Annotated in this window: 10 protein-coding genes; 4 read left to right on the top strand and 6 right to left on the bottom strand. The window is 70.0% G+C overall.

Annotation, left to right across the window (positions count from 1 at the left end):
- The 3 genes from CACI_RS45170 to CACI_RS06335 form a co-directional block, all read right to left on the bottom strand.
- The gene (locus tag CACI_RS45170) at window positions 1-774 is read right to left on the bottom strand and encodes a DUF6114 domain-containing protein (RefSeq protein ID WP_012785498.1); all 774 of its coding nucleotides are present in this window, start codon (window positions 772-774) and stop codon (window positions 1-3) included.
- A gap of 94 nt (window positions 775-868) precedes the next feature.
- Window positions 869-1,531: a DUF6230 family protein gene (locus CACI_RS06345; protein WP_012785497.1), complete on the bottom strand. Its 663-nt coding sequence runs from the start codon at window positions 1,529-1,531 to the stop codon at window positions 869-871.
- Window positions 1,532-2,071: 540 nt separating this feature from the next.
- The gene (locus CACI_RS06335; protein ID WP_012785495.1) at window positions 2,072-3,085 is read right to left on the bottom strand and encodes a tetratricopeptide repeat protein; all 1,014 of its coding nucleotides are present in this window, start codon (window positions 3,083-3,085) and stop codon (window positions 2,072-2,074) included.
- Between the two features lie 301 nt (window positions 3,086-3,386).
- Between CACI_RS06335 and CACI_RS06330 the strand changes: the two genes are divergently transcribed.
- Window positions 3,387-4,031 (top strand): TetR/AcrR family transcriptional regulator, encoded by a 645-nt coding sequence (locus tag CACI_RS06330; protein WP_012785494.1) that lies wholly within the window; start codon window positions 3,387-3,389, stop codon window positions 4,029-4,031.
- A 63-nt stretch (window positions 4,032-4,094) separates the two neighbouring features.
- On the opposite strand, the gene CACI_RS06325 is transcribed toward CACI_RS06330, so the two are convergent.
- Both CACI_RS06325 and CACI_RS06320 read right to left on the bottom strand, forming a co-directional pair.
- Window positions 4,095-5,786 carry an acyl-CoA mutase large subunit family protein gene (locus tag CACI_RS06325; protein WP_012785493.1) on the bottom strand — a complete coding sequence of 564 codons (1,692 nt, stop codon included), beginning with the start codon at window positions 5,784-5,786 and terminating at the stop codon, window positions 4,095-4,097.
- 70 nt (window positions 5,787-5,856) lie between these two features.
- Window positions 5,857-6,363 carry a MarR family winged helix-turn-helix transcriptional regulator gene (locus CACI_RS06320; protein WP_012785492.1) on the bottom strand — a complete coding sequence of 169 codons (507 nt, stop codon included), beginning with the start codon at window positions 6,361-6,363 and terminating at the stop codon, window positions 5,857-5,859.
- Between the two features lie 129 nt (window positions 6,364-6,492).
- Between CACI_RS06320 and CACI_RS06315 the strand changes: the two genes are divergently transcribed.
- The 3 genes from CACI_RS06315 to CACI_RS52095 all read left to right on the top strand — a co-directional run bounded on the left by CACI_RS06315 (window position 6,493) and on the right by CACI_RS52095 (window position 11,713).
- Window positions 6,493-7,905 (top strand): M16 family metallopeptidase, encoded by a 1,413-nt coding sequence (locus CACI_RS06315; protein WP_012785491.1) that lies wholly within the window; start codon window positions 6,493-6,495, stop codon window positions 7,903-7,905.
- Window positions 7,902-9,260 (top strand): M16 family metallopeptidase, encoded by a 1,359-nt coding sequence (locus tag CACI_RS06310; protein ID WP_012785490.1) that lies wholly within the window; start codon window positions 7,902-7,904, stop codon window positions 9,258-9,260. Before CACI_RS06315 ends, CACI_RS06310 begins: the two co-directional genes overlap by 4 nt.
- Window positions 9,261-9,511: 251 nt before the next feature.
- Entirely contained in the window at window positions 9,512-11,713 is a 2,202-nt protein-coding gene (locus tag CACI_RS52095; RefSeq protein ID WP_063643519.1) for a putative Ig domain-containing protein, read from the top strand.
- A 7-nt stretch (window positions 11,714-11,720) separates the two neighbouring features.
- On the opposite strand, the gene CACI_RS06295 is transcribed toward CACI_RS52095, so the two are convergent.
- On the bottom strand, window positions 11,721-12,593 hold the full coding sequence (locus tag CACI_RS06295; RefSeq protein ID WP_012785488.1) for a TIGR03560 family F420-dependent LLM class oxidoreductase: 873 nt from the start codon (window positions 12,591-12,593) through the stop codon (window positions 11,721-11,723).

Here is a 12,593-nt window from a genome sequence, read left to right as displayed (position 1 = left end):
TCAAGCCCCCAGAGGAGTGTCCTCGGCGCGAGGCAGCGGCGGGACGACGTCCCTGGACTGCGTGGCCGGAACAGTTTCGGCGGGTGTGGGGTCGCCCTGCGGCAGGGCAGAGGTCATCTCGCCTCTGGTGCCCTGGTAGCCCGCGACGCCCGGGATGGGTCCGGCGGCCGGCTCCTGCGGCTCGGCTTGGAACTGGTAGGGGGCGCTGAGGTCCTCCTGGTAGGGGGCGCTCAGGTCCTCGTCCCCGACGGCGGCCGGGGCGCCGGCGCCCAGCGGCGCGCGCGCCGAGGGCGGCATGTCGCCGGACAGCGCGGCGCGGTAGGCCTGTTCGGCTCTGGCCTGGGCGTTGATCTGCTCCTCGGTCAGCCGGGGCGACCAGGAGAACGCCAGCCCGCCGCCGAACACGCCGAGCAGCATCCCGAGCAGGAAGCCGCCGAAGTTCGACACGACCATCGACAGCAGCGCGCAGACCAGGGTGAAGACCCCGGCGAAGACCCGGTATCCCGGGGCGAACCACATCGCGGCGGCCATCATGATCAGCGCCGGGGTGATCGCCATCGTGGACACGCCGGCGATGCCGGCCATCTTGATGTTCAGCTTGTGCTGGACCAGCAGCGGCTGCAGGAACGGGATGCTCCACAGCTCGAAGGCGGCCAGCAGGGTCCACAGCCCGGCCCAGAACGGACGGGAGCGGCGCCACACCTTGAACGTGCGCCACCCTCTGACCACGGCGTGCTCTTGGCCCCCGGAGAACTCGACGTCCAAGGTGCTCACGGTAACTCCCGACATGTGCTGATGGGTGGGGTGGGCGCGCCCTACTCGCGCCCACCCCCCAGGCTGTCTCAGAACGCTTCAGGACCTCAAGGGCCTAGAAGCATTCCTTGCCGTTCAGGTTCGCCGAGATGGACAGGCCCTTGAGCGCCATGGTGCCGGCGGTGGTGGAGTAGGCCGTCTGCCGCACACCGGTCAGCACGGCGTGGTCCACGACCTGCCCGAAGTCGCCGGCGCCGAACGGCGTGGTCGAACCGTCCTTGTTGCCGGTGTGCTTCTCGAAGCCCTGGATGCCGGCCTTGCTGGCGATGTCGCCGGCGCTGGCGCCGATGGTCACGCCGGTGAACGTGGCGTCGGCGTCCACTTGGTTGGTGTCCAGGACCAGGCTCGTGGCGGCCACCGGGGTACCGCCGCCGCCGGCCTTCAGCACGATGGTCAGGTTGCCCAGGCCCAGCACCGGGACGTTCACCGACTGGCACATGTTGCTGATGGTGGCGCTCTTGATGCCGGCCACGGCGACCGCGTGCGGCACGCCGTTGGCGTCCACGATCACGTCGCCGGACTGCACGAAGGTCTGGCCGTCGAGCTGGTCGGCGGAGACCTTGAACTGCTGGCCGGACACGGCGAAGGAGCTCGCCAGCACACCGTTGGCCATCGCGACGGTCATCGCGCCGGCGATGCCGACGGTGGGGACCATCACCAGGGCGAAGCGCTTCCACTTGGTGCCGCCCAGCACCTGGGAGCCCAATGCGTCCTTCATGCGTTACTCCTCCACGAGCGGATGGGACGGGTCCAGCGCGCGCCGGACCGCGGCATGCGGGCCGAGGAGGGCCCGTGGGGGCTCCTCGGCGAAACGGCAGCGACGAGAAGCTCTGCCGACCCGGTGGGGACCTGCCGCCGCGCGATCGTTTCGGGGATCGTCGGATTAACAGACCGAGCGGATGTGATCGTGGTCTACTCGCGCCCGGCGCACAAGGGGTTCGTTACCGACCGGTAACACGATCGGGTGACCCTCGGTGCCCGCCGGAGGGCCTCAGCAGACTCATAAACGAGAACTGACGGCCAATTAGACACTCTGTGTAGTTGATAACTAGGGACGATCCGGACATACTGCCCGGCCGTGACCCCGGTCTCGTCCGAAGTCTGACGAGCCGTCAAGCCGGTGTGACACTTGGCAAAGAAAAGGTAAAATCATAGCCCCCACGCCGGTCTTGATCAGGCGCGGGGGCGTTTTCGCAGGCCCGGCGGACCGGCCTCGCGGCGGTCGCGGCGAGCCCTGGCGAGCCGGGCTCAACTCACCTCAGAACAAGACCCTGGTCAGCTTCTGGCGGCCCGTCGCGGTGCGCGGGTCCTCCGGGCCCAACAGCTCGAAGAAGTCGAGCAACTTCACCCGTGCGGCATCCCGGTCGGCGCCGGCGCTGCGGGCCACGAAGCCCACCAGCCGGTCGATCGCCTCGTCCACGCGGCCGGTGGACAGGTCCAGCTCCGCGGCGGCGATCTGGGCCGCGGCGTCGTCGGGCTTGGCCTCGGCGTCGGCCCGCACCTGGTCGACGTCCAGGTCGCGGGTGTTCAGCATCAGCTCGACCTGGGCCAGCGCCAGTTTCGCCTCGGTGTCGCCGGGGTTGGCGTTCAGCACGTTGCGGAAGGCCTGCGCGGCGCCGTCGAGGTCGTTCTCCTCCAGCGCGGTGTAGGCCGCGGCCAGCGCCGGGTCCATCGGCGGCTCGGGCAGTTCCTCGGGCGCCTGGCCGTCGGCGGTGCCGGTGACGCCGTTCTCCGCGGCCAGCCGCAGCAGCTCCTCCAGGTAGCGGCGGACCTGCGCCTCCGGGACCGCGCCCGGGAACAGCGGGACCAGCCGGCCGCCGACCACCGCCATGACCATCGGGATGGACTGGATGCCGAACTCCTGCGCCAGCGCCGGGTTCGCGTCCACGTCCAGCTTCGCCAGCACGAAGCGGCCGCCGTACTCGACGGTCAGGCGCTCCAGCAGCGGCGAGAGCTGCTTGCACGGGCCGCACCACTCGGCCCAGAAGTCGATGACCACCGGGACGGTCAGCGACCGCTCGATGACATCGGTGTCGAACGTGGCGTCGGAAGTGTCGAAGACCAAGGGCGAGGCGATGGCGTCGGTACCGCCGCCGGCCGGTCCGGAGCCCTCGCCGCCGGTGCCGGCGCCGGGTCCCTGGGCCGTCGCGGCCGGTGCCGCCTGCGGCTTGGCGGCGAGGGCCCCGAGGTCCACCACCCCGCGCAGGGCGGAGGCGGGCAGGCCGGGGCCACCGCCGGCAGCCATCCCGGGGATCTGAGGTCGCTGTCTCATGGCGCCATCCTCCCCTTTCCGACTAACCTCACGCCAACTGCCTCCGGGTCCCCACCCGAAGGCAGCGGCGCTCTTGCGTGTCCCGCTCGTGGAAGCAAGACTGATCATTAAAGATACGAGTCGAAGCGTATCGCAAAGCGACGCCCGACGGAACGGCGCCCCGTGAAGATCGGGTGAACAGTCCGGCGCGGGCGGTCGTACCGGGCGCACCGCGCCGACCTGCGAAGCCTCGCGGGAAGCGAATACGCGCCGGCGCACCGGGCATCCGACGACGAACCGACGGAAGAGGAGGCGGGCAGCCATGGCGTCCGGATCCGAGGACACCCCGCGTAGTTCGCCGACGCCGACCGCCGCCCGCACCCGAGGCCGCCCCCGCAACGCCGGCGCCGACACCGCCATCCTCGCCGCCACCCGCGCCCTACTCGCCGAACGCGGCTGGCCCGACCTGACCATCGCCGAGGTCGCCTCGCGTGCCGGCGTCGCCAAGACCACGCTCTACCGCCGCTGGCCGGGCAAGGCCGACTTGGTGGTGGACGCCATGGCGGAACTGTTCTCACACCTGGAAGTCCTCGACCGCGGCTCGATGCTGCAAGACGCGTTGGCGACCGTCGGTCAATACGTGGAACTCCTGCAACTGCCGGAGACTCAGGCAGCGCTGCTGGCGCTGTCCGCCGAGGCCGACCGCGACCCCTCGCTGCGCGCGAAGGTGATCGGCAAGGTGATCGACCCGCAGCGGCACCTGGTGTACGAGGCCTGGGAGCGCGCCTGCCGCCGCGGCGAGGTCGAGGGCGAGACGGACATCGACCTGATCTTCGACATGATCTGCGGCACGCTGGTCCACCGGATCCTGATCAAGGGACAGCCGGTCGACGAGGACTATCTGACGCGGTTCGTGTCGGTGGTGCTGGCCGGGCTGGCTCAGCTGCGGCTGAGCGGCGGGATCTAGAACAGCGAACCGGCCGGACCCGCAAGGGATCCGGCCGGTCGTGGGTTCAGCACTCGGCGAGCGTCAGATGCGCGCCGGCTCCCGGTAGACGCCCCACTCCGCGCGCAGCGCGTCGCAGATCTCACCGAGCGTCGCCTCGGCACGCACCGCGTCCAGCATCGCCGGCACCATGTTCGCGCCGGAGCGTGCCGCGTCGAGCATCGCCGCCAGCGCGGTCTCGACCGCGGCGCCGTCGCGCTCGGCCTTGCGCGCGCCGAGGACGCGCACCTGCTCGCGCTCCACCTCGTGCGAGATCCGCAGGATCTCCAGCGGCTCCTCGATCGAGTCGGTGTGCACGTTGACGCCGACGACGCGCTTGTCGCCCTTCTCGACCGCGCGCTGGTAGGCGAAGGACGCCTCGGCGATCTCGGAGGTGAACCAGCCGTCTTCGATGCCGCGCAGCAGACCGGCGGTCATCGGGCCGACCGGGTGCTGCGCGCCGTTGGGCGCCAGGTCCTTGATGCGCTGGAAGATCGCCTCGGCCTCGGCCTCGATACGGTCGGTCAGCGCCTCGACGTACCAGCTGCCGCCGAGGGGGTCGGCGACGTTCGCCACGCCGGTCTCCTCCATGATCACCTGCTGCGTGCGCAGCGCGATCTCCGCGGACTTCGCGCTCGGCAGCGCCAGCACCTCGTCCAGGGCGTTGGTGTGCAGCGAGTTGGTGCCGCCCAGGACGCCGGCCAGCGCCTCGATCGCGGTGCGGACCACGTTGTTGTCCGGCTGCTGCGCGGTCAGCGAGACGCCGGCGGTCTGGGTGTGGAAGCGCAGCCACTGCGCCTTCTCAGTCTTGGCGCCGTAGACGTCGCGCATCCAGCGGGCCCAGATGCGGCGGGCGGCGCGGAACTTCGCGATCTCCTCGAAGAACTCCACGTGCGCGTCGAAGAAGAACGACAGCCCGGGGGCGAAGACGTCGACGTCCATGCCGCGCGACAGGCCCAGCTCGACGTAGCCGAAGCCGTCGGCGAGGGTGAACGCCAGCTCCTGCGCCGCCGTCGCACCGGCCTCGCGGATGTGGTAGCCGGAGACCGACAGCGGCTTGTACGCCGGGACCTTCTCGGCGGTGAACTCCATCAGGTCGCCGATCAGGCGCAGGTGCGGCTCGGGGTCGAACAGCCACTCCTTCTGCGCGATGTACTCCTTGAAGATGTCGGTCTGCAGCGTGCCGTTGAGCCGGCTGATGTCCACGCCCTGACGCTCGGCGGCGACCAGGTACATGCAGAACACCGGGACCGCCGGGCCGCTGATCGTCATCGAGGTGGTGACCTCGCCCAGCGGGATGCCGCGGAAGAGCACCTCCATGTCGGCGGCGGAGTCGATGGCCACGCCGCAGTGCCCGACCTCGCCGAGGGCGCGGCCGGAGTCGGAGTCGTACCCCATCAGGGTCGGCATGTCGAAGGCCACTGACAGCCCGCCGCCGCCGGCGTCCAGGATCATCCGGTAGCGCTCGTTGGTCTGCTCGGCGTTGCCGAAGCCGGCGAACTGCCGGATCGTCCACGGCTTGCCGCGGTAGCCGGTCGGGTGGATCCCGCGCGTGTAGGGGAATTCCCCCGGCCACCCGATCCGCTCGAAGTCCGGGACCTCGGAACCCTCCGGCGGGCCGTACACCGGCTCGACGCCGGAGCCGGAGATCGTGGTGAAATCGGCGTCCCGCTTGCGCGCGGCGTCGTAGCGCGCCTGCCAGCGCTCGCGGCCGGCGGAAATCTGCTCGGAGTCCATACCGCGAAATTTTACTAGGACGTCCTACTAAATGCGAACACGGCTGGGCTGAGCTGGGGCGAGGGCCCGGCTAGACCTCGAAGTCGCCGGCCGCGACCCGCAGGTCGCGCAGCACGGTGAACAGCTCCCGGTGCTGGTCCGGGCTCAGCGCGCCCATGCCGAACTCGGCGGCCATCAGGTCGCGCGTCGCGGCCTCCACGACCTCGCGCCCCTTGTCCGTTATCTCGGCGAGCGTCCCGCGGCCGTCGTCGGGGTTGGGGCGCCGCGCGACCAGGCCGGACTTCTCCAGCCGGTCGATGATGTTGGTGACCGACGTCGGGTGCACCTGCAGCCGCTCGCCGATCTTGGACAGCGGCAGCGCTCCGGCCCGGCTGAACGTCAGCAGCACCAGCGCCTCGTAGCGCGCGAAGGTGAGCTCGTAGGGCTTGACGATCGCGTCGACCCGCGCCAGCAGCAGTTGCTGGGCGCGCATGACCGAGGTGATGGCGAGCATCGAGGTCGACTCGCCCCAGCGGCCCTTCCACGACTCGAAGGCGCGCTCGATCGGATCGAACGAGAGATTGCGGTCCTTGGGCACGCGGTCACGTTAGTCGGTCCGCGCCGCGATCGGCCTCCGGTGCCCGGGTGGCGGACCGGGCCGGGCGCCGTCGGAGAAGAGCGCGCGTTGAGTGGACGAACCGCCGACCGATCGCGTTGACTGGCAAACGTGACAGAGGTCAAGAGCGAACCGGGCGAAACAGAGGCCGAGAAGGCCGCCGCAGCATCCTTTCCCTGGCCGATCCACGAAGCAGAGCTCGACAACGGGCTGCGCGTCGTGGTCAGCCCCGACCCCACCACCCCGATCGCCGCCGTGAACCTCTGGTACGACGTGGGCTCGCGCCACGAGCGGGCCGGGAAACACGGTTTCGCCCACCTGTTCGAACACTTGATGTTCGAGGGCTCGGCGCACGTGGCCAAGGGCGAGCACTTCGAGTGGGTGACGGCCGCCGGCGGTGCCGCGATCAACGCCACCACCAGCCCCGACCGCACCAACTACTTCCAGGTCATGCCCTCCTCGCAGCTGGAGCTGGCGTTATGGCTGGAGGCCGACCGCATGGGCTCGCTGGCCCTGACCCAGGAGACCCTGGACAACCAGCGCGAGGTCGTGAAGAACGAGCGGCGCCAGCGCTACGACAACCCACCGTACGGCCGCTGGGTCGAATACGCCCTCGAACTCACCTTCCCCGAGGGCCACCCGTACCACCACACCACCATCGGCTCGATGGAGGAGCTGCAGGAAGCCGCCCTGGAGGACTTCCAGGACTTCAACGCCGTCTACTACTCGCCGAACAACGCGGTGCTCACCGTCGCCGGCGACGTGGACGTGGACGAGGTCGTGCGGCTGGCCGAGAAGTACTTCGGCGGCATCACCCGGCACGGCGACATCCCGCCGGCACCGGACGGCGAGCTGCCCGCGCTGAAGATCGGCGAGACGAAGCGCCTCGTCGTGCCGGACGACTCCGTGCCGCGCCCGATGACGTTCTTCATGTTCCGCTCCCCCGACGCGCGCGACGAGGACTTCGCCGCGGTCGAGGTGCTGGCCACGGTGCTCGGCCGCGGCCGCGGCGCCCGGCTGTACCGCAAGCTGGTCACCGAGAAGAACCTGGCGCAGCGCGAGGAGTCCTACACCTCGGTGTGGAACCTGGCTTACGGCGCCTCGGTGTTCTTCGGTCTGTTCAGCCCGCGCGACGGGGTGGAGGCCGCCGACGTGGAGCGCGAGTTCACCGCCGTGCTCGACGCCCTCACCGACGGCTCGGACCCGGTCTCCGAGGCCGAACTCGGCCGGGCCACGGCGCTGCTGACCAGCGACTGGCTGCGCTCCGTCAGCGAGCTGGGAGGGCGTGCGGACCTGCTCGGCCAGTACGCGACAGTGGACGGCGACCCCAAGCTCGTGCGCGAGTACCTCGCGCGGCTGGAGGCGGTCACCGCCGAGGACGTGCAGCGCGTCGCCGCCCTGATCCTTCCCGACGACAACCGCGTCGTCATCGAGTACGTGACGAGCGCGACGCCCGACGCCGACCCGGCCGACGGCGCCGACACGGACGGCGCCGGGACCGACGCCGAGGAGGCCGGAGCATGAGCAATACCCTGATTTCCGAACGGCCGGCCGGCGGCGCGCCGCGGGCGTATGAGTTCCCTGCGATCACCCGCACCGAGATGCCCGGCGGCGAGGTCGTCGCGGCGCATCTGCCGGGGCAGCGCATGGCCTACGCCGGCGTGGTTCTGGAGTCCGGATTCGTCCGCGAGCCGGTCGGCAAGGAGGGCGTCGGCAAGATCACGGCGGACCTGCTGCGCGAGGGCACGGAACTGAAGACGGGCGATGAGTTCGCACTCGCCCTGGAGTCGCTGGGCGCCTCCTGGTCCGGCTCGGTCGACTCCGACGTGCTGCGCGTCGGCGTGCAGGCGCCGGTGGACCGGATCGCCGCCGCGGTGGCGCTGCTCGCCGAGGCGCTGCGCCGCCCGCGTCTGGCCGAGAACGACTTCGACCGGGTGCGAAGCGACCGCGTCGCCAAGCTGACCACGGCTTGGGCGATGCCCGGGACGCGCGCCAACGAGGCCCTGAACCGCGGGCTCTACCTGCCGGACAGCCGCTACAGCAAGCAGGACACCGGGACCGTCGCCTCCGTCGGCGCCCTGACCCTGCAGGATGTGCGCGACTTCCACGCCGCGAACCTGGCGCTCGGCGGCACGCTGCTGCTGGCCGGCGACCTGTCCGGAGTGGACACCGCCGCGCTCGGCAAGATCCTGCTCGGCCAGGCCGCCCCGCCGGTCGCGCCGCCGCCGGAGACCGGCGCCCGCGACCTGGTGGACCGCGAGATCGTGGTCGTGGACCGGCCCGGCGCGGTGCAGTCGGTCCTGGCGATCGCGCACCACGCGCCACGCCGCGACACCCCGGACTACACCGCGATCGAGGCGATGGCCACGATCCTGGGCGGGACCTTCAACTCCCGGCTGAACCACCAGCTGCGCGAGGTGAAGGGCTACACCTACGGCGCGCGCGGCGGTTTCGACCTGAACCGCGAGAACGGCGTCTTCTCCGCGACCGCCTCGGTGCACACCGAGGTGACCGCCGACGCCGCGGTGGACGCCCTCGCCGAGATCGAGCGCATCAAGTCCGGCGGCGTGACCGACGACGAACTCGCCTCGACCAAGGCCTACCGGACCGGCTCGCTGCCGATCGCGTTGCAGACGCCCGGTTCGGTGGGCGGCGCGCTGGCCCAGATCGTGGAGTTCGGGCTGCCGGACGACTACTACACAAGGAAGTACACCGAGTACACCCAGCTCTCCAAAGACGAGGTCGACACGGCCGCGACAAAACGTCTTTTCCCGGAGAACGCGGTTGTGGTGATCGAAGGCGACGCCGAGAAAATCCTTCCCGGACTCACCGAAGCCGGGATCGGCACCGTCCGCGTCGACGACGAGGGCCAGGCTTGATCCCCGCGCCATCAGGTCCTTCACAGGTATTTCACAAACCTCGTGAATGAGCGCTGAATCCCCTGCTCCCGCTATGAATTCCTCAGGCCCGCCGGTCATTGCGACCGGCGGGCCTGAGTGTGTTCTGCCGAAGATCTTCGCCGCAGGACATTGACGGCGAACCCAAACCCCTTTAATTTCCCGGTCGGTACGTGTCCTTATACCCCACCCTCCAAGAATGGACCGAGAACCGGTTCAGAGAGGAAAACCACGTGCATCGGGTCCCACTCAGAGCGACGGCAGGCATAGCAGCAGCGGCGATCACGCTGTTCGCCTCCGCCGCCAACGGATGGGCGACGGCACAGCCGTCGGCCTCCGGCTCCACCACGTCGAGCACGGCGACGCAGAACCCGTATGACCCCACGTACGGCCACCCCTACCGGCACGGGGCCGTCCCGACCATCCAGCAGAACCAGAAGGAGAAGGCCTGGAACGCCTCGCACCCGAGCAGCAACGCCGTCAACGCGGCGACCGGTCCGGAGACGCTGTCCTACGGCGGCGGCATCGACGGCATAGGCGTGCAGGACGGCGGCAAGAGCAAGGTCTACCTCGTCTTCTACGGCTCCCAGTGGGGAACGCAGAGCACCGACTCCAACGGCAACGCCAAGTTCACCGGCGACCCGGACGGCGGCGCCTCGGTCGCGCAGCAGATGTTCAAGGGCATCGGCACCAACGGCGAGCTGTGGTCCGCGGACCTGACGCAGTGGTGCGACGGCCCGGGCGTGGCCACCGGCGCGGTCGCCTGCCCGACCAACCTGCCCGCCTCGCAGTACATCAACTACCAGAGCGGCGGCGTGCTGGCCGGCGTCTGGGAGGACAACTCCACGGCTTCCCCGAGCACCGCGTCCGGCCACCAGCTGGGCCAGGAGGCGGTGAACGCGGCGGCGCACTTCGGCAACACCACCGCGGCGGCCAACCGCGACGCCTACTACGTCATCCTCTCCCCGCACGGCACGAACCCGGACAGCTACCAGGGTCAGTACTGCGCCTGGCACGACTACAACGGTGACAGCACCCTGACCGGCGGCGCGGTGAGCTCGCCCTACGGCGACATCGCCTTCTCCAACCAGCCGTACAACATGGACTCCGGCGCCGGCTGCGGCGTGGGCTTCATCAACTCCCCCGGAACCCTGGACGGCTACACCATCACCATGGGCCACGAGTGGCACGAGATGATGTCCGACCAGAACCCGGCCGGCGGCTGGACCAACAACACCGGCTCGTCCTACAACGGCCAGGAGAACTCCGACGAGTGCGCGTGGCTGGCTCCCGGCACCACCGGCGGCGGCGCGAACGTCTCCTTCGGCTCCTTCGGCACCTACCCCGAGCAGGCTTCGTGGTCGAACGACACCAACGCCTGCGCGATCTCGCACCCGATCGTCAACCACGGCACGACCGAGACGGTCTCGGTGACCAACCCCGGCAACCGGACCTCGACGCAGGGTACTGCGATCGGCACGCTGCAGATCTCGGCGACCGACTCCGCGGGCAAGTCGCTGACCTACTCGGCCACCGGGCTTCCGGCCGGTCTGTCGATCAGCAGCTCCGGCGCCATCACCGGCACCCCGACCGGTACCGGCACCTCGTCGGTCACCGTGACGGCGTCTTCGGGGACCGCTTCGGGCAGCACGTCGTTCACGTGGACGGTGAACCCGCAGGGCGGGACCGAGACGGTCTCGGTCACCAACCCGGGCAACCAGACCTCGACGCAGGGCACTGTCATCAGCACCCTGCAGATCTCGGCGTCTGACTCGGCGGGCAAGTCGCTGACGTACTCGGCTTCCGGTCTCCCGGCCGGTCTGTCGATCAGCTCCAGCGGCGCCATCACCGGCACGCCGAGTGCCGCCGGCACCTCGTCGGTCACCGTTACCGCGTCCTCGGGCACCGCGTCGGGTTCGACGTCCTTCACCTGGACGGTCAACGGCACCGGCGGCGGATGCACCGCGGCCCAGCTCCTGGGCAACGCCGGCTTCGAAACCGGTAGCGCCTCCCCGTGGACCGCCTCGGCGGGCGTCATCGACAGCAGTTCCTCCGAGCCGGCTCACACCGGTTCCTGGAAGGCCTGGATGGACGGCTACGGCACCACCCACACCGACACCCTGTCCCAGAAGGTGACCATCCCGGCCACCTGCAAGACGGCGACCTTCGCCTTCTGGCTGCACATCGACACCTCGGAGACCACCACCTCCACCGCCTACGACAAGCTGTCGGTGCAGGTCCTGAACTCCGCCGGCACCGTCGTCGGCACCCTGGCCACCTACTCCAACCTCAACCACAACACCGGCTACACCCAGCACTCCTTCAGCCTGGCCAGCTACATCGGCCAGACCATCACCCTGAAGTTCACCGGCGCCGAGGACTCCTCGCTGCAGACCTCCTTCGTCGTGGACGACAACGGTCTGAACGTGAACTGACCCCGGGCTAGATCAGAGCACGCAGCCCAGGCAGCCGCTCGGCGACCTGTTCCAGGTCGGCGAGCGGCTGCTCCGGTCCGAAGAACAGCACGATCTCGGTGAAGCCGGCGTCCAGCCAGGGTCCGACGGCGTCCACGACGCGGCGCGGATCCGGCCGCAGCTGCACCGAGCGCCTGATCTCGCCGGGATCGCGGCCGACCTCGGCGCACCAGCGGTCCAGGACGCCGGAGAGCCGCGCGCCCTCCTCGACCCCGTCGTGGTTCACGGTGTTCCAGACGTCCGCCTGCTCGGCGACCAGCTTCAGCATCCGCTTCTCGCCGGTGCCGCCGAGCCAGACCGGCGGGTGCGGGCTCTGGAGCGGCTTGGGCGAATGGACGGCCTTGTCCACCGTGTAGTGCTCGCCGGCGAAATCGGTGAAGGGCTCCGGGGACCACAGGGCTTTGAGAATCTGGAGCGCCTCGCCCAGCTTCTCGATCCGCTCGCGGCCGCTTCCCAGTTCCAGACCGAGCATCCGGTGCTCGTACTCGGCCCAGCCGGTCCCGATGCCGAACTCCAGGCGGCCGCCGGACAGGTGGTCGACGGTCGTGGCGATCTTCGCCAGGACCGCCGGGTGGCGCAGCGAGTTCGCGGTGACCATGCAGCCGATGCGCGCGGTGCGGGTCTCCGAGGCCATCGCGGCCAGCAGCGACCAGCCGTCGAACAGCTCCACCGCCGGGTCCGGCTCGGCCACGGTCGCGGCGTTGCCGACCCCGGCCAGGTGGTCGTAGACCCACAGGTGGTCGAACCCTGATTCGTCGGCCAGGCGCCAGAAGGCGCGCAGCGCGGCGATCGTGGTGCCCTGCGGAACCAGTTTCGCGCCGATCCGTACCGGGTGATTCAC

Source organism: Catenulispora acidiphila DSM 44928 (assembly GCF_000024025.1).
GTDB lineage: Bacteria > Actinomycetota > Actinomycetes > Streptomycetales > Catenulisporaceae > Catenulispora > Catenulispora acidiphila.
This window is presented reverse-complemented; position numbering and strand designations above follow the sequence as displayed.

Bases quoted from the DNA above. Each gene is read 5' to 3' on its own strand.
- CACI_RS06345 (WP_012785497.1), bottom strand. From the start codon at position 1,531: ATGAAGGACGCATTGGGCTCCCAGGTGCTGGGCGGCACCAAGTGGAAG.
- CACI_RS06335 (WP_012785495.1), bottom strand. From the start codon at position 3,085: ATGAGACAGCGACCTCAGATCCCCGGGATGGCTGCCGGCGGTGGCCCC.
- CACI_RS06330 (WP_012785494.1), top strand. From the start codon at position 3,387: ATGGCGTCCGGATCCGAGGACACCCCGCGTAGTTCGCCGACGCCGACC.
- CACI_RS06325 (WP_012785493.1), bottom strand. From the start codon at position 5,786: ATGGACTCCGAGCAGATTTCCGCCGGCCGCGAGCGCTGGCAGGCGCGC.
- CACI_RS06310 (WP_012785490.1), top strand. From the start codon at position 7,902: ATGAGCAATACCCTGATTTCCGAACGGCCGGCCGGCGGCGCGCCGCGG.